Source organism: Mesorhizobium erdmanii USDA 3471 (genome assembly GCF_000472705.1).
Taxonomy (GTDB): Bacteria; Pseudomonadota; Alphaproteobacteria; order Rhizobiales; family Rhizobiaceae; genus Mesorhizobium; species Mesorhizobium erdmanii.
This window is the reverse complement of record NZ_KI421453.1, coordinates 420274-440909: the sequence shown is the minus strand read 5'-3', so window position 1 is coordinate 440909 and position 20636 is coordinate 420274. Positions and strand designations below refer to the sequence as shown.

The following is a 20636-nucleotide window of genomic DNA, read 5'->3' as shown; positions in this document are numbered from 1 at the left end:
CCCTAGTGCTTGACCGCGCCTTCCGTGAGGGCGCGTACGAAGTATCGTTGCAGGACGAGGAAGAGGACCACGACGGGCACGCTCATGATGAAGCTGGCTGCCATCAGGCCTGGAAAGTCCGTCGTGTTTTCCGAGAAGAAGCGTTGGATGCCGACCGGCAACGTCAGCTGCTCGTTCTTGGAGAGGAAGGTGTAGGCGTAGATGTACTCGTTCCACGCACCGATAAAGGAATAGATCGCCGTGGCGATGATTCCTGGCGCCGAGAGCGGCATCACGATCAGGATAAAGGCCTGGAACCGCGTCGCACCGTCGATTCGCGCTGCCTGCTCGAGCTGCACCGGGATGTTGTCGTAGAAGCCCTTCAGCAGCCAGATCGCCAGCGGCAGGCCGAAAGTGAGATAGGTCAGGATCAACGAGCCATGCGTGTTCACCAGCCCGATCGCGCGCATCAGGATGAAGAGCGGCACGAGAAAGATCACCGCCGGGAACATGTTTCGAAGCAGAACCGCGAAGAACAGGAAGTTCCGGCCCGGGAAGGTGAAGCGCGAAAACGCATAAGCCGCGGGAACCGCCACGATGACGGAAAGCATGGTCGTGGCAGTGGAAACGAAGAGGCTGTTCCAGAAGAAGCGGAGAAAGTCCTGGCCGACGCTGTTCTGCGGATCGAGCAGCTTCTGGTAGCTGGCAAGTGTCGGTTGGTCAGGCCACCATTGCGGCGGGAATTGCATGGCCGCGAAGCCGGACTTGATCGAGGTGAGCAGCATCCAGATCATCGGCAACGCGGTGTAAAGCACCATGAAGACGAGGAAGATGCGCCCGCCCCACCGCCATCCATCGACGCGCATGCGGCGGCGGGGCTGGCCTCGAGCGGCGGTTTCAGCGGTCGTGCTCATGCGCTGCCATCCTTTCGCTCGTTGCCGCTTAGCGCACGGACATAGAAGTAACCGAACATCATCAGGATGAGGAACAGCAGCACCGAATAAGCCGACGCCACTCCCCAGCGCTGGCGGCCGAAGGCGAGCTCATAGATGTGGGTGATCCAGATATGCGAAGCGTTCGACGGGCCACCGCCCGTCATGATCCAGGGGATGATGAAGGAATTGAAGTTGGCGACTGCCAGCAGCAGGATCGTCACCGTCGAGACGTTTCTCAAATGCGGGAAGGTGACATGCCAAAAGCGCTGCCATGCATTGGCTCCGTCGACCTTTGCGGCGCGTAGCAACTGGTCGGGAACGGTCTGCAGGCCGGCCATCATCATGATCATGGCGAACGGGAACTCGCGCCAGATATTGACGACAATCAGCGATGGCAGCACCGTTGAGACGCTGTCGATGAAATTCGGCGGCCGGTCGGCCAATCCGAACTGGACCAGCACCGCGCCGATGATGCCAAAGTCCGAATGGTAGATCCACTTCCAGATATAGGAGGCGGCGACGGCGCTGATGACCCAGGGAATGATCAGGATGGCACGCAGGACACCACGGCCGACAAAGTCGCGATGGAGCGCCAGCGCGCAGGCAAACCCCAGGACAAAGGCGATGAAGGTGGATGCCAGCGTCCAGATCAGGGTGTTGGAGGTGACCTTCCAGAAAATCTCGCTGCTGAGGATCGCCGTATAATTGTCGACGCCGACGAAGATCTTGTCGCGAAGCTGCAGGCCAGGCGGTGTGTTGAAGAACGACAGCTCGACCGTGTAGTAGATCGGATAGGCGATCACGATCAGCATCACGGCGATCGCGGGAAGCACATACGCATAGTCGGCGCGATGTTCCCAGATCTTCCGCAACAGGGGTCGCAATCCTCCCCGAGTCCCGGTCTTGCCGGTCAGGATCGTCACTTTGGCGTGCCCTTATTTTTCGGAACGGGCCGGTTGCGCTCCAGGCGCAACCGGTAAGATCTCAAGTCAGGCTTCGGCTAGAGCCCGCCGCCCATCAGCTCTTTCACCCTCTTGGCCGCATCGTCCGCTGCCTGGTCGACAGTCATCGCTCCGGTCAGGGCATTCTGCAGCATGTCGGGGACGATGATGTTCATGATCTCAGGCGACTGGGGCAGCGCCGGAAACGGGATGCCATATGGCAGCATCGAAGTCGTGACATCGAGGAACTTGATGCTGTCCAGACGTTCCTTCATCCATTTGGTCTTGAAGCCGTTGAGATTGCCCGGATTCGAGCCGGCGTAAGCCATCTTCAGCGACCATTCCGGGCTGGTCCACATGCATATGATGGCCTTCGCGGCCGGCTCGTCCACCTTGCCGCCCTCGACATATTCGGGCTTCAGGATGTGAATGTTCGAACCGCCGAAAACGACGGCACGCTTGCCGTCGGGGCCGGTCGGAATCAGGCCATAGCGCATGTTGTTGATAACGGTCTGCGCCTTGTCCTTGTCGGTGCCCGTCGCCCTATTCTGCAGGTCAAGCATGACATTGTAGTCGGACGGATGCGAGATCATCATGCCGAGCTGGCCGGCGAGGAACAGCGGCTGGTTGTCGGCCTGCTGGTTGGTGAGTGCCGAAACCGGAACCGACTTGTCGCGAACATACATGTCGTAAGAGGCTTGCAGCGCGGCCTTGCTCTGCGGACTGTCGAGCTCGATCTGCTTGTAGGTCGGGTTCGCCGTGGCTTCGTCGAACACGCCGCCGCCATAGGCCCACAACTGAGGCATGAAGCGGTACGGGGTATTGCCGGCATTCTTACGGGCCACGAGGCCGTAGCCGGCAATGCCGAGCTTGTCGTGGATCTGCTTGGAATACTTGACGACATCGTCCCAGGTTGCCGGAGCCTTGTCCGGATCGAGGCCTGCGCGTTTGAAGATGTCGGCGTTCCAGATGAAGGCCATCGTTTCGTTGTTGGTCGGCACGCCGTAGGTGACGCCGTCCCAGGTCACGGCCTTCATGGCGCCGGGCCAGAAATCCTCGGTCGAATATCCCACGTCCTCGGGTTTGAGCGGCTGCAGATAGCCCTTTGAGGCGAACTCCGTACCGCCCAGGATTTGCAGGCGCACCGCCATCGGCGCGGCATTGCCAAGCAGCGCCGTGCGGAACTTGTCCAGGAGATCGTTGTAGGTGAGGGCTTGGTCCTCGAGCTGGATGTTCGGGTAGGTCTTGCGGAAGGTTTCGAAGAAGTCCTTGTAGTACTGGCGCAGCAGGTCGGGGTCGCCCTCGAACACGCCCTGGTACCAGAACGTCAGTCGCCCCTTGTAGTCCAGCGGGGTGACCTTGGCGCAATCGGCGGCCGTGTCAAAATCCTGTGTGCCTGCAATGGAGCGCACATATTCGGGCGACCATTTGCTCAAGTCGACCGGAGCCGCACCCAGCGCCGGTGCGGACATCAACGATGCCACTAACGCAGTGGAGACAGTGCCGCGCAGGACGGCACCGCCGAGTGTAATCCTCGTCATAGGTATCCTCCAGGTTTCTCTCCCATGCCGCTCTGCATCGAGGCGAGCGGCCTTACTCGTCGGCTGCGGGACATCTCCTCAAATGTATCCCTTCGAGCACTTTATACGTTTTCAGATCGAAGTTTGGCTGTCAACGCAACAAATCGTACATTGTTTATGGAAATCGTGCGTGATATCGAGAAAGATGTGTACTCATGGAAGGGGAGCCGGCCTTGGCCGAAACGCGGGAATTCAAAGCAGAGCCACCGGCGGGGATCGATCCTCTTGGGGCCTCGAGCGAGGGCGCCTCGCTTTATGAACTGATCCGGGATGACATCATCGAGGGGCGGCTCGCCGCCAACGAACGGCTGGTGGTCACTGATCTGGCCCGGCGTCACGGCACCTCGACCAATCCCGTGCGCGAGGCCCTGCAACTGTTACGCGGCGAAGGCTTTGTCACCTTTCTCCCCAATCGCGGGGCACGCGTGCGGCCCATAGATCAGGATTTTGTCCGGGATATCTACGAGATCGGTGTGCTGATCGAGCCAGCCTTGACGCGATGGTTTGTAAACATGGCTACCGACGAGGACATTGCAGAGCTCGAACGTCTTCAAGGTCTGATCGAAGAGAACAACTTCGCCGACACTTTCAGGCATAGCGAGCTGGATACGGCTTTCCACACCGTGATGTACCAGCGGCACTATAACCGCCATGCCGCCGAGCTTTGGTGGAAGCATCGCGAAGTGCTGCGCGCCGTAAGCCGGCGTTTCAATTTCACGCTCGCCCGCCGTGCGGCGATCATTCGCGAGCACCGCGAACTCATCGCTCATGTGAAAGCTGGAAATGCGAACGAGGCAGCCGAACTCATTGCGCGCCATGTCGAGGGCTCCGGCCGGCATGTCCTCGAACACATGCGCGCGCGCAGCGCGGCCCGGGCTGGATAACCGGCCCGGCGATCGTTTGCCCGGCCATTTCAGACAAAGGTTAGTGAAGATGAAAATCACAGGCATCCGGCCATGGCTGATCAAGTCCCCAGCCTCATACTGGGGAGAATACCTGTTCGTCGAAGTGACGACCGACGAGGGGGTGAGCGGCTGGGGCGAGATCACCACCACCACAAAGCTGGCCAACCGCGTGCTCTGCACGATCCTGCGGCAGATCGGCATCGCCGTGACTGGCGAGGATCCGGCGCGCATCGAGCATCTATGGCACAAGGTTTTCCGCAGCTTCACCTACATGGGCAGCCGCGGCGCCGCCGTTGAATGCGTGAGCGCCATCGACATAGCGCTGTGGGATATACGCGGCAAAGTTCTCGGCAAGCCGATCTACGAGTTGCTGGGCGGGCCGGTGCGCGATGAAATCGCCCTTTACACCCACCCCAACCAGGCCAAATTCACCAGCAAGGAGGCCGTGGTCCGCGAAATTCGCGACATCGTCGAGTCAGGACACACCGGGCTCAAATTCGATCCGTTCCCCCACCAGGGGCCCAGTGTCGATGGCGAGGCCCGCGAAAGGAGGGACGGCTATCTCGATGGCAGCATGACCCGCAAGGATGAACGCGAAGCGGCCGAACTCACGGCGCTGATCCGCGAAACGGCAGGCCCCGACGTCGACATCCTCATCGATGCGCATGGCCGCTTCGACGTTCCCACCGCCATTCGCCTCTGCCGGAGCCTCGAGGAAGCCGGCCAGATTGACTGGTTCGAGGAGCCCTGTCCTCCCGAAAGCCTTAACGCGCTCAAGCAGGTGCGTGAAAAGGTCAGTGCCGCCATCTCGTGGGGCGAGCGCGGCCACACGAAGTGGGATTTCGTGCCAGTGCTGGAGAACAAGCTCGCTGACTACATCATGCCGGACGTTACCTGGACCGGCGGCATTACCGAACTCAAGAAGATCTCAGCTCTGTGCGAAGCCTACTACATCCCGGTCTCGCCTCACGACGCCGCGGGGCCGATCAACGTGGTCGCCGGAGCGCAGGTGATGATGACCGTCCCGAACTTCTACAAGCTCGAAACGTCGGAATGGAACCTTGGCAAATATGATCACCTCATCGACAGGCCGCTCGACGTTTCGAACGGCAACCTCAAGCTGACGTCAAGGCCTGGCCTCGGGGTCGAGATGAACCGCGACTACCTGCAAGCCCACGAGATCGAGCTCGGCTAAAGGCGCCCTGGACCTCAAGGACAAGCCCCGCCGATCAGAACGAGGACAAGTCATGCCAGAGACGGGTGGAGCCGGCGAGGCTCTCAATCGGGTCAACACGAACTCCAAACCATCCGACCTTCGCATCACCGACATGCGGGTGGCCGAAATCGTCGGCGCCCCGTTCACCTCGGCGTTGCTCAAGATTTACACGAACCAGGGCGTCGTCGGGCTCGGCGAGGTGCGCGACGGCGCCAGCGCCACCTATGCGCTGATGCTCAAAAGCCGGCTGCTTGGCGAGAACCCTTGCGACATCGACCGCCTGTTTCGCCGCATCAAGCAGTTCGGTGGGCATGGCCGGCAAGGCGGTGGCGTCTCGGCGGTAGAGATCGCGCTCTGGGATCTCGCCGGCAAGGCCTATGGCGTCCCAATCTACCAGATGCTCGGCGGCAGGTTTCGCGATCATGTGCGCGTCTATTGCGATACCGATGCCGAAAAACCGAGCGGCACCGAAACCGGCAAACGTCTCAAGCAGCGCATGGACCGCGGTTTCACCTTCCTCAAGATGGACCTCGGTTTGATGCAGATCGCCCATGTCCCTGGCGCCGTGACGGCGCCCGCCGGCGTGCTCGAAGGGCTTTACGGCAATCCGCGCGGCCGCGGTGGTGCGCTCGATGAGCGCAAGGCCCGCAATCGTGCCTATGACGCGCAGAACGTGCGGCACCCTTTCACGGGCCTGCACTTCACCGAAAAGGGTATCGACCTGCTCGAGCAGTATATCCACGAGGTCCGCGAGGTGATCGGATACGAGATCCCGCTCGCCATTGACCATGTCGGTCACATCTCGCTGCAGGATGGCATACGACTGTCGCGCCGTATCGAGAAATACGTTCCCGCCTGGCTGGAGGACGTGATTCCCTGGCAATACACCGAACAGTACCGGCAGCTCCAGCAGGCTACCACGGTGCCGATTTGCACTGGCGAGGATATCTATCTCAAGGAGGCGTTCGAACCTCTGCTCAAGAGCGGCGGCCTCTCCGTTATCCACCCGGATCTGCTCACCAGCGGCGGCATCCTCGAGACCAAGAAGATCGGCGATATGGCGCAGGATCACGGCGTCGCCATGGCGATCCATATGGCCGAAAGTCCGATCGCCGCTATGGCCGCCGCACATGTCGCCATGGCGACCGAAAACTTCATGGCTCTCGAGTACCACTCCGCCGATGTCGACTGGTGGGACGACATCGTCACCGGCCTGCCCAAGCCGCTCGTCAAGGACGGCTGCATCACCGTGCCCGACAAGCCGGGGCTGGGCATAGACGATGTGGTCGACGAGGTGATCAGCCAGCATCTGCAGCCCGGTGTCACGGCAATATGGCAATCCACCGAGCAGTGGGACAATGAATATAGCTGGGACAGGACCTGGAGTTAGCCTAGAGCAATTCCAGGAAAAGTGTGTAACGGTTTTCCGTCCGGAATTGCGTAAAAACAAAGAGTTAGAGTGGTTCGGCGATTCTACCGATCGCTGAGCCGCTCTAGCCGCCCTGCCTTCGTTCCCCAGGGCTCACAGGGCCAACGACCGACCATTCGTGCCGACCTCTCCCAAGGCAGAGGCAAGGAAAGAAACGGACGAAACCATGATCTACGAACTGCGTATCTACGACTGCCTGCCGGGCAGGCTGCCGGCTTTGCTCAAGCGCTTTTCCGAGCGAACGCTGGCCATCTGGGAGAGGCATGGCATCCGCCAGGCCGGGTTTTTCACCACGGCGATCGGCGAAAACAACAATCGCCTCACCTATTTCCTCGCCTGGGAATCGCTGGCCGAGCGTGAGGCGAAATGGGCGGCTTTCGTCACCGATCCGGTATGGCACAAGGCCCGGGACGAGTCTGAACGCGACGGGCAGATCGTTGCCAATATCAGCAGCCAACTGCTCACGCCGACAGCTTTCTCGTCTGTGAAATAGGACTGCGCCATGAAGATCACCGACCTGCGCTGCGCCGTTATCGGCAAGCATCCGATCGTTCGCGTCGTCACCGATGAGGGCCTCTATGGCCTGGGCGAAGTCGAGTATACCAAAAGCTATCTCAAGCCCTTTGTGCTGCATTTCCGCGAGGCGCTGATCGGCGAGGATCCGACCGACGTCGAGCGGGTGATGCTGAAGATCCGGCAGCGTGGCTCCTTCAAGCCCTATGGCGCCGCAGTGAGCGCTATCGAGCATGCGCTGTGGGACATTGCCGGCAAGGCGGCGGGCGTGCCGGCCTATAAGCTGCTCGGCGGCAAGGTGCGTGACAAGGTGCGCGTCTACAATGGCTCGATCCGCCGGAAGCGCTCGGGCGATCGGCCGGAGGATTATGCCGCTGATGTCAGATGGATGATGGAACAGCCGCAGAACTTCTTCATGATCAAGCAGGGAATCTCATTCCACTCCAACATGAAGGACAGCATCGAGGACTTCCATTACGGCGTGACACAGAAGAAGGCCGGCTATCACGGTGCCATGGACCAGGGCGTGATCAGCGAGCGTGGTTTCAATCACATGCTGGACTGCGTGATCGCGATGAAGGAAGTGCTGGGCGACAAGGTCAGCCTGGCACTCGACTGCGGCCCGGGCTGGATGCTGCCAGACGCGATCAAGTTCGCTCGCGCGGTCGAGAAGTACAATTTGATGTGGCTCGAGGACATGCTGACCGGCGACTATGTGCCGTGGGTCAATCCGCAGGCCTATCGGGAGTTGACGACCTCTACCTCGACGCCGATTCATACTGGCGAGCAGATCTATCTCAGGCATAACTTCAAGGAGCTGATCGAGACGCAGGCGGTGCGCGTCATCGGTCCGGACCCGGCCGATATCGGCGGCATCGCCGAGCTCAAATGGGTCGCCGAGCACGCCTACATGCACTCGATCCTGATGGCGCCGCACGGCACCGCGAACGGCCTGCTCGGTCTCGGCGCGCTGATCAATGTATGCGCCACCTTGCCCGCCAACTACATCGCCTTCGAATATCCGAGCGCCTCGGACCCGTGGTGGGAGGATCTGGTGATCGGCTTGCCATCACAGATCGTGAAGGACAGCATGGTTGACCTGCTGGAAGCGCCGGGGCTGGGTCTCGATATCGACGCAGAAGCGGCCGGCAAATATCTCGGGGAAGAGGATGCGGGCTTCTTCGATCGCTGAAGTTCCCGTCGGGGCATCAACCGGGTCGTGGTGTGCGCCAGTCATACTCTTGCCGGAAGCCAAGGACGTCGCGCAGGATAGACAGGCGTCTCTGACGCACCCGCGCTGGATTGGAACCTGGCGGATGCATCGGATCCAGACAGCCACCCCGGGACAGGTCGACACTCATTGCGGATGGTTCGGCTCTGAGGTAGTTTACACATCGGGATGAGGAAGGTGCCTGCGGCCGGGGCGGTTTTTCAGTCTTTTTCTGTTGCTGTTTCGGCGGATTGTGAGTTCTTCAACAGACCTTGATACCGCAATCTGGGGAGCTTGTGGTCGTCAGGTCGCGGCGGTTGAGGCGGTTGCCATGCTCCGACTTTGCGGATTGATCGCGGTTTTCCTCGTGGCCGCCTTCACGACCTTCGAGGCGTCGGCCGATCGAAGGGTCGCCCTGGTGATCGGCAATTCCGAGTACCGGGAGATTCCCGTTCTCAAGAATCCCGACAAGGATGCCGAGGACGTGTCGAAGACGTTTCGGCTGGCCGGCTTCGAGGTATTCGTTGCCAAGGATCTCACCAAGCTGCAGTTCGAGGAGCAATTCCGCAACTATCTGGCGGCGGCGGACGGTGCCGATCTGTCCGTCGTCTACTATTCCGGCCATGGCTTTCAGATCGGCGGCGAGAATTTCCTGATCCCCGTGGATGCCTCGCTGAAGAATGCCGCGGACATAGAGGTGCAGGCGGTCAAGCTGGACGATGTCCTGCAGCAATTGCGCGCGAAATCGAAGATCCAGGTGATCATCCTCGATGCCTGTCGCAACAATCCCTTTCCGCGCAAGGATTATTGGTTGAGGGACCAACTGATCACGGCGGGCAACACCGGCCTCGCGCAGGTCAAAAGCTCGCTGAACACGCTGATTGCCTTTGCCACCGAGCCAGGGGCGGTCGCCTACGACGGGGCGGGAGACCTCAGCCCGTTTTCATCCGCATTCTCTCGTCGGGCGCTGGCGCCGAACCAGGAGATACGCACGGTCATGGCCGCGGTGCGCCGCGATGTGGTCGAGGCCACCGAAGGCAAGCAGGTTCCCTGGGAAAACTCCTCACTCATCGACGAAGTTGTCCTGATGCGCCGCGCCAACCGGCCCTCGTTGCCGCCGGTTCTTGAGAAGGTCGTGCCGTCAGGTGTGGGGCCGGTTGCCCTCGACTTGCCGGAACCGGTCGATGTCGATGGCGGATCGATCACCGTCAGCATCGAAAGGCCGCCGGCACTTGGGCGCCTGCTGCTGGACGGCAAGGCTGTGGCGGTTGGCGAACAGATCGACGGCAAGGACCTGCCGCGCCTGAAGATGGATGTGCCCAAGGGCGTCGCTGCGGCCGAGGAGGTCGACATGCTGGCCTACGCCACCCATGACAATTGGGGCGGCGAAGCCCAGGGCATCATGGTGTTCCGTGTCAAGAACGGCGAGGGCGCCCAGGGCGAGCAGATCGTCGCCTCGCTCGAGACCGAACAGAAACAGCAGGTGCTGGAGAGGGGCATCCATATCACCGGCGCCGCCGAGGCGATCGAAGACCGCGAGATCAGCGTTCCGGTCGGGGTCGGCCCGGTTCCGCTCAAGCTGGATTTCCCGACCAGGGACCCCGCGGTCAGCCTGAAACTCGCGAGCTATCCGGCAACGGGTACACTGTCCCTGCCGGATCGTGCCTTGTCGCCGGAATCGAGCCTGATGGCGGATGAGGTCGACCAACTGCGCTACGAACCCCAGATCGGTGCGGCCGCGCCGGTCGAGGTCGGCTTCGAGATCCGGGCCGACAGCAATTCGTCCAAGCCCGCCACCATGAAGCTGTCACCAAGCGTCGATCCCTGCGACCAGGCCGCCGGTGAGCCTCTCGACCTGCAAGGCGTCGTCCCCGGCCTGCTGCCGAATGAAATCGGCGCTGAAGCCGTGAAGGCCTGCGAGGCGGCGGTCACTGCCTATCCCGATGTCGCCCGCTTCCGCTACGAACTGGGCCGGGCGCTGCTTGCCGCCGGCAAGATCGAGGAAGCAAAAAAAGCCATCCAGGCGGCAGCCGACAAGGGCCACGTCCGCGCCGTGTTCGAACTCGGCTACCTAAACGCGACAGGAACGGGAATGGCTGTCGACCGCAAGCGGGGCAATGGCTTCTATGCGGCGGCGTCCGACAAGGGCGATCCCTATGGGATGACGTCGTGGGGACGTGCCTTGTTCAACGGCTATGGCGTCGAGCGCGACACCGGCAAAGGGCTTGACCTCCTGCTCAAGGCGGCGGCCATGGGCCATACCTACGCCATGAACGATCTTGCCGCGATCTTCACGGAAGGTCGCAATGGCGTGCCCGCCGATCCGGCTCGAGCCGTGGCCTTTCTGAAGGCAGGTGTCGAGCGGCAGGACATGTACTCAATGAACCTGCTCGGTCGCAACTATCTGGCCGGCGTGGGTATCGAGAAAGATCCTCGGCAGGCTCAAGCGCTTTTCCAGAAGGCCATGGATCTCGGCCAGCCTTACGCTCCGGCTAGCCTCGCCCGCATGTATCGCGACGGTGTCGGCATGGGACAAAACCTCGATGAAGCGCAAAGACTGTTCGAGCTGGCCACCGCACGCGGCGATCAGTCCGCCGCATATGATCGCGCGGCTCTGGAAATGCAGAAGGGCGACAAGGCCGACCAGGCGATAGCGGTGCGGTTCCTGGCCTTCGCGGTTGCTCTCGATCTTCGCAACGAGTTGCCGGGCGCCGAGGCGACGCTGACAAAATTCGGAGTCAAGGCGAAAACGGCGGCGCTGAAGCAGTTGCGCGGCGAACTCAAGTCGAAGATCGCGGCGAACGGCTCGCTCGACGACCAACTGGTCAAGACGGCCAGGGCGGTCTGGGAGCAAGCCAATCCCCGTCGGGACTTGTTTTGATCACAAGGAGGCAACAGTGGGCAGGGCAGTGAAACAGGCATTGATTGCGACAGTTCTATCCGGTGGCCTGGCGGCGCTGACGGGTTGCATATCCGTCGCACCCAAGCCCGAACCGATGGTGACGACGACGAAGCACAAGGCGAAGCTCGTTCGCACGACGTCCACGCCAAAGATCGACCAGCAGAAGAAGGTCACCGCCAAGAAGGTGATCAAGCCGGTTGAGGAAGCACCTGTCGTCGTTCCAGCTTTGGGTGGTGGTGGCGGCGGTGGCGGTGGCTGGGGATGAGCCCTTCAACAGACGGTCAATCCCCGATCCTGCCATTTGGGACCAATTCCGCGGCGCAGACCCTGACCGGAGACCGGCCGCAACTGCTCGCCAAGAGCATGCAAGTGCTTTATACTTCGCTCGCGTTCGCGCGGTGTCGGTGTCGATACGGTGGTCCTGGGCAGGGGCGTTCCATGTTCGAAGTCGTCGCATTCTGGTGGAAGACAATGTCGAGAGGCCATGCTGCAAGAGCTCTCGGCCTGATCGTTGCGTTGTTGCTGCTGCTCGGATCGCAAGCCGCCAGCGCCGCGCCGAGCTGGACGCTCGATCCCGCCGCTTCGGTGATCACCTATCAGTCGGTCAAGAAGAACACGATCGTCGAGACCAACAAGATCAGGAACATCACGGGCACGCTTAGCGCGGCGGGGGATGCCAAGGTCACGTTCGATCTCAATTCGGTCGATACCGGCGTCGACCTACGCAACGTTCGCATGCGGTTCCTGTTCTTCGAAACATTCAAGTACCCGACCGCCGAGCTGACGGCGAAAGTGGATCCCGCCGCATTCGCCGATCTCGCGACAAAGCGCAGGGTGAAGGCGACGCTGCCGTTCCGCCTCAATCTGCATGGTGTCGACAAGGATCTTGAGGCCAGCGTCGTCGTCACCATGATCAGCGACACAATGGTGTCGGTTGCTTCGGAGGCTCCGGTCGCTGTCCACGTCGAGGACTTCGGCCTGTTGCCGAACGTCGACAAGCTGCAGCAGGCCGCCAACGTCACCAACATCGTGCCCACCGCGTCGGTCTCGTTCGATTTCGTCTTCACCGCCGATGGCAGCAAGCCGGCCGCCACCCAGGCCGCCGCGGCGAGTTCGGCCGGTGTCGGCCCGGTTGCCACAGATGCGGCCAAGGCGAACTTCAGCGACGAGGAATGCCTGAACAGGTTCGCCGTGCTCTCGCGCACCGGCGCTATCTATTTCCGGCCCGCCAGCGCGCGGCTCGATGCGAAAAGCCGCCCCTTGCTGACCGAGGTCGAAGGTGTCGTCGGAAAATGCCCGAGCCTGAAAGTCGAAGTCTCCGGTTATACCGATTCAGACGGCTCGCCGGAGGCGAACAAGCAGTTGTCCGAGCGCCGGGCCCAGGCCGTTGCTGACGCTATTGTTGCCGCGGGCATCCCTCGCACGCAGATCACGGCAACCGGCTATGGCGAGGAGCGGCCGGTTGCCGCCAACGATACACCCAAGAACAAGGCGCTCAATCGGCGGATCGAGTTTTCCGCTACAAAGCTCTGAGGTTGCGGTGAGGCACGATCTGATCGCCCGTGGCAGTGGCCTGTTTCGCGCCGCTGGTCTGGCGGTGCTCGCCTTGTTGCTGACTTTGACCGCCGCCAGCGCCGAGCGCCGCGTCGCGCTGGTCCTCGGCAACGCCCAGTACCAGCACGCGGCGCCGCTGGCCAATCCGGTGCGCGACGCCCAGGCCATGGCTGAACGCCTGAAAAAACTCGACTTCGAGGTGGTTTCCGGTTTCGACCTGACCAAGCCGCAGACACAGGCAACGATCGCCCTGTTCGCAAAACAAGTACGCGGTGCCGATATCGCGCTGTTCTTCTACGCCGGCCACGGTCTGCAGGTTGCGGGCAAGAACTACCTGCTGCCGGTCGACGCCGCGCTGGAGGACGAGACCTCCCTCGACTTCGAGGCGGTGTCGGTCGATTTCATTTTGCGCCAGATGTCGCGCGAGACCAGTATCAGGCTGGTGTTTCTCGATGCTTGCCGCGACAATCCCCTTGCCAAGGCGCTGGCCAAGTCCTCTGGCGGCAACGGCGCGAGCAGCGGCCTGGCCGAAATCCCGATCGAGAATGGCGGCGCCGGCACGCTCGTCGCTTTTGCCGCCAGTCCCAATCAACTCGCCTATGACGGGTCGGGCGAATATTCGCCGTTCACCGCCGCACTGCTTCAGCACATCGGCGCCTCCAACGTCTCGATCACCGAGGCAATGAACAGGGTGACCGGTGACGTCTTCAAGGCAACCTCCGGCAAGCAACGCCCCTGGATCAACGTTTCGCTGACCACGGAGGTCGTCTTGCACAAGGTCGATCTCAATGCGCCATTGATCGTCGGCGAAGCGAGCGAACCTCAAGCCGAAGGCGGCTCGGACGCGCGCAACACCGCCGCGGCAAGTGCGACAGCCCAAAACGGCGACCAGCTTGCACTCGATGTGCTGCGCCAGAAAATCCCCAAACTGGCCTCGGATGCACCGATCCTTTTCGACCATCCGATCGAGTTCGGCGATGCGGCAATCGACGGCAAGAGCATCGCCGAACTGATCAAGAGTAAGCCCCTGTTCAGTCCCGTGGAGGGATTGGACAAGTCGGTCTGGGAGGGCAAGCACTGCGACGGCTGCCATGAATGGAACGAGGCCCGTCTGTGCGATCAGGCGAAAAATTTCGCCGCCAACGATGTCTCTGTCTTGCGCCTGCAACATCCGCTGGGAACACGCTTCAAGGTGGCGCTTGCGAAATGGGCGCAGGGCGGCTGCAAGTAGGGAGCCCGAATAGCGGCTCTAGAGCAATTCCAGGAAAAGTGTGTAATGGTTTTCCGTCCAGAATTGCGTAAAAACAAAGAGTTAGAGCGGTTCGGCAATTCCATCAAACGCTGAACCGCTCTAATATGCATCCGCGGATTGCTGCAGCGCTTCGATCTCGGCCATCTGGATGCCCATTTCGACAAATGCCGAAAGAACGGCAAACCGGTCAACCAGAGCGACACGGGCCAGTCCGGCCAGAATCCCGGCATTGACGGCATGCGCAGCAGGAAAGGGTTGCAAAGCCGGTGCCTTCGTCGTGGCCATGGCCGAACCGTTGTCGCGCCATCCGGCGGCCAGCGCAATCCAACCGACCGGCGTTGTCGGCGGTGTCGCCGCGGCTGTGCTGACCGCAGCCCGATGGCGAGGATTGTCCGGTTCGCCGACCCAGTCGCGAACATGCGCAAGCAGTTCCTGATCGCTCCCGTCGAACAGGTCGGTCAGATGGCTCAGGCATTCATGCGCCCACCAGACCGCGGCCCGCTCGGGCAGCAAATACGCACAGAAGGTGACGGCTTCTTCGGGAACGCGCCCGGCGAGGAGGTCGCGGCAGAACGCGATCGCGTTTTGTTCGGTAGGAAGGGTTCTCATGTCCCGGGCAATAGCGGGACAAGTCGCGAAAAGATCCCGTGCCGTTTTGAATCGGAGCCCATTGGCCATGACCGCCACGCCTTCATCGAGAAGCCTTAGGCCACTCAAGCCTCAGGCGCGGCTCGGGTCAAGTGACGTCGCACCACTCATCGCGCCTCCAGCGTTTATCGACAGACAATCGCCTTGGAGTTTGGTATGATGGCGATCATCGAAACGGATGCTCAAACAGGAGTAACCGCTATGCAGTGGGGCAGTTCAGCCTTTGTGTTGGCGGTCGTGTTTTTCTCGACCCACGCTTCCGCCGACCCCGTTCAGAAATCGGAAGACATCGTGAAGTTCTTTGCCGGCGCGGCCGATCTCGGCAAATCGCGCGGAATTTGTGTCGGCACCGAGGAGGAGTGCAAGAGCAAGACCAAGGCTAAGGACGCGCCGGCCGGAAAATCCAGCCTCGATATGCTGATCAATTTCGGCTTGGATTCGGCCGCCCTCGATACCACCGCGCGGGCTGAACTCGACGAGTTCGCCAAGGCGCTCAAGGACAGCCGGCTCAGCACCTTCAGCTTCGTCGTCGAAGGCTACACCGATGCCACCGGCACGGTGCACTACAATGAAGGCCTGTCGCAACGGCGGGCGCAATCGGTTGCAGCCTTCCTGACGGCCAACGGTATCGAGGCAGCCCGCATCGACGCGGTCGGCATGGGCGAAAAGAACCCGCGCAGCGCCAACCCGTACGATCCGCTCAACCGCCGCGTGGAAATGCGGATAAAGACGCAGTAGCGCGCGGCCGTCAGTGCTTGAGTATGCCTCCGACGGCCACACCGGCGCCGAAAATCAGCGCGCTTGTCAGGAAGTCGTTGCCGCGCCGGCTTGGCGGAGGATCATCCTGCCACGCCACCGTCTCGCGTGTGCGACGTTTCTGGACGATCTGCTGCTGTTTGCGAGGGTTTTGTGCAACGGGCCTCATTGCGCGGACCTTCTGCACCACCTGCTTCTTGGGTTGCGACGCATGGGCTTGATCGGCCGCGTACCTAGCACGCACGGCCTCCATCATCGGATCCGTCTGGATCACCAGCAACGCCAGCTGTTCGCGGGTCAGATAGGTGGTTTGCGGCAGACCGTTCCCGGCTTGCCAGACGCCGATCGCCTGACGGGTCTGCGAGCCCAGGTTTCCGTCGATACGCCCAAGTTCGTTGCCCAGCGCCTCGATGCGCAATTGAAGGTCGATGCGACCCTGGCGATCGAGGCCGATCGCATTTTCCGTCAACTGGCTGCCCGGCGTGTGCTTCACCTCATCCGGAATGCTGACCGAGGCCGGAATGGCAGAGCCCGAACTGGCATTCGCCTGGTTCGCATCGAGGGCCGCTACCTGCCGGTTTCGAGCCGTCGGGTCGTTCAATTCGTCGATGTTCAGCCGCGCCACGGTGGCGAAGCGGCCGTCCGGAAACTGGTCGAGATAGGCTTGGTAGAACGGGCCGGAATTGTGCTTTGAAGCCTCATCCCAAAGCCGTTGCTCGACTTCCCACGACGCAGGATCGCTGGTGACAGGGATAGGAGCGGATGTCGCTGCCACGTTCGATCCGCCCGCCGCCGAGGGTGCGGTCGGCGTCGCTGCGGCTACCGGCTTTCCGAGGAAGACCTCGCGTCCCAGCGATGCGTTATGCCATGGCCGCTGGCGACCTTGCGTGGTTTCGGTCACTTCGCCGCGCACGCGCGTCAGCGCGCTCTGGATTTCGACGCCGGGTTCGGTCAGGTGCCTGGCGAGCGCCGTCGAGTAAGGACTGTCGGCCCCTGTGCCGTCGAAAGCGATGGCGCCCGGATCCGTTGCATAAGCAATCAGCAGGCCGCCGGTACCGACGCCGTCCGATCTCGCTTCGACCGGCGCCAGGCCAGTACCCAATGCGGTGGAGCGGCTTTTCGGCAGTGAGGCCGCCAGCGTCCTCGCCAGCGGATTGTCGCCGCAGGCATCGAGGATGATGACGCCGATCGCCGGGTCGGGCGGCAGCGCAGCCATGAAATCGTCGATCTGAATGGTCCGGGTCTTGAGATAATGCATGTCGCCCAGAAGTGTGCAGCGGTCTTGGGATAACGACATGCATCAAAACAAAGACTTAAAGTGCGTCGCCTGAATCCGTTTCAGAGCGACGCGCTTTAGGCCGGCGACGTCAAATCGGCGTCGACCGGGATCAGGTAATTCTTGCCGTCGACCTGCATGCCGTGACCGGCATAGAAGATGACCGCGAGATCGGCGTCATAGGCTTGCTCGGTAAATCGGCTGATGAGGCCGTGCATGCCTGCATTGTCCTGATCGACGCCTTCGATCACTTCGAAGCCGGCATTGCGCAGCGTCGATGCGATGAGGCGGGCATCGTTGGCGGGGTTCGGCAAGGTAACCGCATGGACATAGTTGCTGTTGCCGATCACCAGAGCGACGCGTTTGGCGTCGGGCTCGGCGGCTTCGGCGCCGAAGCCGACAAGGAAAACCAGGACAACTCCGCTCAGAAAGACCGCGACCGCTTTCATGGACCAGCCCTCTACCATCAGATTGCACTGTCGATGTCTGCGGATGCCATGTTTCGTCGGCGACTGGGTCGCTTGTGCCAAAAACGGCTCCTGGGCATATGTGGTCCCGATCGCGGTTTTGGTTCACAAAGGCCTGAAAAATGGTGACGCCAAATGCCCGGGCGACGGATGCCGTGCCGGGCAGGGTCAAAGCGTATTCTGAATCGAGCTGACGAGGGCGGTAACGGCCTGCTTGTATTTTTCGAACTCCGGCGATGTCTGGCGGATCTCCGTGGTCGTCACCGGTGGGCTGGCGTCGGTGGCCACACGGCTCAGCTTCTGGCCCATCTTCCTTTCGGCCCAGTCTACCACGTAGCTGGCTGTCTTGCCGGTGAGAAACGGGTTGGCCTGGATGACGGCCGACCCCAGCACGGCGCTCAGTTGCGCCGACCCTGGCGCCGCCAGCACCTGATGCGCGCCTTCCATTCCCAGGAAATGACAGAGATAGAGCCGGCCGGCTGTGATCTGGTGACCGCGCGCCCGCAGATAGGCCTCGCCTTCGCGCGCCAGATTGCGCACCATCTCACGCGAAATGGTGGCGTCGTAGCGCAGAGCCAGCAGGTCGGCGGTCGACAGTGATCGTGCAAGGTCCGGGCGATAGGTATTCATCATCCGGATCCAGGTCTTGGTTATGAACTGGCCGGCGCCGGTCGCCGAAGAATTCGGGTTCTTGGCGCGAGCACTGCCACCGCTTTCGACATGAACGATACGTTCGGTGAGCGTTTCGACGGCAACATCGCCGGAATTACCGGAATTGCCGGTATCATAGGTGGCGACCGTGGTGACGGTCCCCAACGGATCGATCGCCTCGCCGTTCTGGTAGAGTTCGAAATGCAGGTGCGGGCCGGTCGAAAGCCCGGTGGTGCCGATATAGCCGATGACGTCGCCGGCCTTCACCTTGGTGCCGACGCCGCTCGCAATGGCGAATTTTTGCATATGCGCGTAGCGCGTCTCGCGCCCGTTCGCATGCGAAATCTTCACCAGATTGCCATAGCTGCCGCCATCGCCCTGGAAGCTGATTTCGCCGTCGAAAGCCGCCATGATCGGCGTGCCGACAGGGGCTGCCCAATCGACGCCCTTGTGGATACGGACGACGCCGAGGATCGGGTGCTTGCGCGGGCCGAAGGTCGAGGTCATGACCCCGTTCACCGGCGTGACCATGCCGTTGGCTGCTGTCAGCGAGTGCACCTCGTCATTGCCGGTGACGCAGGCGAACTGGCCGTCGCTCTGCTGGAAGACGAAACAGTCGATGGTCTTTTCACCGCCCTGGACGCCGACATAAAGCACCCGCCCGGATGTCTCGTCCTTGCCGCGCGGCGTCTGTGAGTAGATCAGCACCAGGCGCTGGTCCTCGCTGGCGAAAGCGTCGAGGTCCTGTCCTCGCGACAGGTACATGATCGCCTCGCCAATGACGCCGGTCGGAACCTTGTTACGCGCAGCCGTCGAATAAATCGCGTCGAGCAGCCGGTATTGCCGTTTGAGCCCTCCTTGATCGGCACCGGAATAGTTGAACAGATCCTCGCGCACCCAAGGGTCGACGCCTGACACGAAGGCGCCCGCTGTATTGCGCGTCAGCGTGCCGACAAAGACATTCTTGGCGTAAATCGAAACCTGCATGAGCGACATCGTCGTCGTCTCGCGGTTCGGCCGGAATCCGCGCATGGCAACGACATAACCCGGCTCCAGGCCGTCGAGGTTGAACAGGCTCTTGAGCGCCTCGCTCGCAAGCTTGGCGTCATCGGCCGAGAAATGCGCGTCGACGGCGACGCTCTCCAGGCTGCGGTCGTTGAGGATCTTGACGAAAGTGTCCCCGGTCGCCTCGAAGCGCTGGTACTCGCTGGTCACGGTTGCGACGGTCGTATTGTTCTCGATCTGGGTTTTCTTGAAGGTGGGCAGCGCTGCCTCGCCCTGATCGATGGTCTCCCCCCAGCCGGCCTCCGGGTCGTCGGCATCCGGCTTCGGCGCCGAACCGGCCGGACCCTCGCTCGCATCGGGCGCCGCCTGAAGGTCATTATTCAAGTCGCCCTGCTGGTCGTCCGGTGCCGCCGCCGGGGCAGGCGGAGAGGCCTGCTCGTTGGGTACGGCAGCCGCGGAAGTCGGAGCGGTCCGCCGCTGTGCCTGGAAGAACGCGAAGTCCTCCTGCGTCGACGGGATCGTCGTCATGAACTTTTCGCTGGCACTCAGCATTACGTCGGAGAGAATCTCGATCTGCGGCGAGGCGCCGGAACTGTCGAGCTCGGCCGGGCGCGCTACCGAATGGCCCTTGCTTGCCGTGTCCGCATCGGGGGCAAGCGTGATCCACATCGGATCCCCCGCCAGGTCGATAATGGCAGGCACATAGACGGATGCATCGGCCGGCATATCGTCCGCGCCTTCGACCGCGTGCAAGTCCTGGTCTTCGTCACCGAACGACCAATAGTCCGCGGTGAGGTAGAAGCCCGCGGCGATGGAAAGCAGGACCATGAAAGCGAAACCGGCAATGAGCCTGCGCCAAAGCGTTCGCCGGCGCAGCGCGGCGCGCGCCTGCTTCTTCTGCTTGAAGCTCGTGTCGATGCTGTGCGTCACGGGTTGCTTCCGGTCAGGAAGAAGGTCCACCGCACCTGTTCAAGCGTATCGACTTCGAGGAATTGCGCCGCGATATGGCCACGCTGCCAGCACTCGTCGATGCCGCGGATCGAAAAACGCCGCCGCTCGATGCACATCTCGGTCGCGCCTGTCAGGATCGCATGGCCAAACACGTCCGTCGCATAGATGTAGATGTAGCGGTTCGTCAGTTCCTCGCGGATGACGTTCACGCATTGATTTGCGCCGATTGTCCACCAGCCATCGGTCTGGTCCGCATTGTCGACCTTCTGGCCGACGGCCAGGTTGACGACGTCGAGCGTCTGGTTGCAGACCGTGAATTCGGCGCGCGCTTGGCCGCACGACAGTACGGACAGCACTGCCGCTCCCGCCATGACCGCAAGCTTCATACGGCCCGTCAGGGTAAGCAGGGCTCGAGCCGGACCACGCTGCTCGATAGGCAGGTCTGCGGACGAGTGGGGCAAACATG

At 61.7% G+C, this 20636-nt stretch carries 18 protein-coding genes; 10 read left to right on the top strand and 8 right to left on the bottom strand.

The window, feature by feature from the left end; translation table 11 throughout:
* Positions 1–2 precede the first annotated feature (2 nt).
* The 3 genes from A3AU_RS0129460 to A3AU_RS0129450 form a co-directional block, all read right to left on the bottom strand.
* Complete coding sequence (locus A3AU_RS0129460; RefSeq protein ID WP_027056098.1) at positions 3–893, bottom strand: carbohydrate ABC transporter permease; 891 nt, start codon at positions 891–893, stop codon at positions 3–5.
* Positions 890–1837 (bottom strand): carbohydrate ABC transporter permease, encoded by a 948-nt coding sequence (locus A3AU_RS0129455; protein WP_027056097.1) that lies wholly within the window; start codon positions 1835–1837, stop codon positions 890–892. Before A3AU_RS0129455 ends, A3AU_RS0129460 begins: the two co-directional genes overlap by 4 nt.
* A gap of 77 nt (positions 1838–1914) precedes the next feature.
* Positions 1915–3396 carry an ABC transporter substrate-binding protein gene (locus tag A3AU_RS0129450; RefSeq protein ID WP_027056096.1) on the bottom strand — a complete coding sequence of 494 codons (1482 nt, stop codon included), beginning with the start codon at positions 3394–3396 and terminating at the stop codon, positions 1915–1917.
* Positions 3397–3608: 212 nt separating this feature from the next.
* Between A3AU_RS0129450 and A3AU_RS0129445 the strand changes: the two genes are divergently transcribed.
* The 9 genes from A3AU_RS0129445 (at position 3609) to A3AU_RS1000000137390 (ending at position 14395) form a co-directional block, all read left to right on the top strand.
* The gene (locus A3AU_RS0129445) at positions 3609–4319 is read left to right on the top strand and encodes a GntR family transcriptional regulator (protein ID WP_027056095.1); all 711 of its coding nucleotides are present in this window, start codon (positions 3609–3611) and stop codon (positions 4317–4319) included.
* A 49-nt stretch (positions 4320–4368) separates the two neighbouring features.
* Positions 4369–5535, top strand: a complete 1167-nt coding sequence (locus tag A3AU_RS0129440; RefSeq protein ID WP_027056094.1) for a mandelate racemase/muconate lactonizing enzyme family protein — start codon at positions 4369–4371, stop codon at positions 5533–5535.
* A 52-nt stretch (positions 5536–5587) separates the two neighbouring features.
* Entirely contained in the window at positions 5588–6946 is a 1359-nt protein-coding gene (locus A3AU_RS0129435) for a mandelate racemase/muconate lactonizing enzyme family protein (protein WP_027056093.1), read from the top strand.
* Positions 6947–7151: 205 nt separating this feature from the next.
* Entirely contained in the window at positions 7152–7478 is a 327-nt protein-coding gene (locus A3AU_RS0129430; RefSeq protein WP_027056092.1) for an NIPSNAP family protein, read from the top strand.
* A gap of 9 nt (positions 7479–7487) precedes the next feature.
* Positions 7488–8690: a mandelate racemase/muconate lactonizing enzyme family protein gene (locus tag A3AU_RS0129425; protein WP_027056091.1), complete on the top strand. Its 1203-nt coding sequence runs from the start codon at positions 7488–7490 to the stop codon at positions 8688–8690.
* Between the two features lie 349 nt (positions 8691–9039).
* Positions 9040–11589 carry a caspase family protein gene (locus A3AU_RS0129420; RefSeq protein WP_027056090.1) on the top strand — a complete coding sequence of 850 codons (2550 nt, stop codon included), beginning with the start codon at positions 9040–9042 and terminating at the stop codon, positions 11587–11589.
* A gap of 16 nt (positions 11590–11605) precedes the next feature.
* The gene (locus A3AU_RS0129415; RefSeq protein ID WP_027056089.1) at positions 11606–11875 is read left to right on the top strand and encodes a hypothetical protein; all 270 of its coding nucleotides are present in this window, start codon (positions 11606–11608) and stop codon (positions 11873–11875) included.
* Between the two features lie 173 nt (positions 11876–12048).
* Entirely contained in the window at positions 12049–13143 is a 1095-nt protein-coding gene (locus A3AU_RS0129410; protein WP_027056088.1) for an OmpA family protein, read from the top strand.
* Between the two features lie 7 nt (positions 13144–13150).
* Positions 13151–14395 carry a caspase family protein gene (locus A3AU_RS1000000137390; protein WP_245235596.1) on the top strand — a complete coding sequence of 415 codons (1245 nt, stop codon included), beginning with the start codon at positions 13151–13153 and terminating at the stop codon, positions 14393–14395.
* Positions 14396–14515: 120 nt separating this feature from the next.
* Here A3AU_RS1000000137390 and A3AU_RS0129400 read toward each other — a convergent pair whose 3' ends face one another.
* Positions 14516–15094, bottom strand: coding sequence for a DUF6931 family protein (locus tag A3AU_RS0129400; protein WP_209444677.1), 579 nt, complete (start codon positions 15092–15094; stop codon positions 14516–14518).
* Between the two features lie 171 nt (positions 15095–15265).
* On the opposite strand from A3AU_RS0129400, the gene A3AU_RS0129395 reads away from it, so the two are divergent.
* Entirely contained in the window at positions 15266–15802 is a 537-nt protein-coding gene (locus A3AU_RS0129395) for an OmpA family protein (protein WP_027056085.1), read from the top strand.
* Positions 15803–15812: 10 nt separating this feature from the next.
* On the opposite strand, the gene A3AU_RS1000000140825 is transcribed toward A3AU_RS0129395, so the two are convergent.
* The 4 genes from A3AU_RS1000000140825 to A3AU_RS0129380 all read right to left on the bottom strand — a co-directional run bounded on the left by A3AU_RS1000000140825 (position 15813) and on the right by A3AU_RS0129380 (position 20541).
* Positions 15813–17117 carry a caspase family protein gene (locus A3AU_RS1000000140825; protein ID WP_081709704.1) on the bottom strand — a complete coding sequence of 435 codons (1305 nt, stop codon included), beginning with the start codon at positions 17115–17117 and terminating at the stop codon, positions 15813–15815.
* A 56-nt stretch (positions 17118–17173) separates the two neighbouring features.
* A complete protein-coding gene (locus A3AU_RS1000000140820; protein WP_032918336.1) occupies positions 17174–17545 on the bottom strand; it encodes a caspase family protein in 372 nt (123 codons plus the stop codon).
* 186 nt (positions 17546–17731) lie between these two features.
* Complete coding sequence (locus A3AU_RS0129385; protein WP_027056084.1) at positions 17732–20149, bottom strand: M23 family metallopeptidase; 2418 nt, start codon at positions 20147–20149, stop codon at positions 17732–17734.
* A complete protein-coding gene (locus A3AU_RS0129380) occupies positions 20146–20541 on the bottom strand; it encodes a DUF1036 domain-containing protein (protein ID WP_081709719.1) in 396 nt (131 codons plus the stop codon). The genes A3AU_RS0129385 and A3AU_RS0129380 overlap by 4 nt, the downstream gene beginning before the upstream one ends.
* Positions 20542–20636 lie beyond the last annotated feature (95 nt).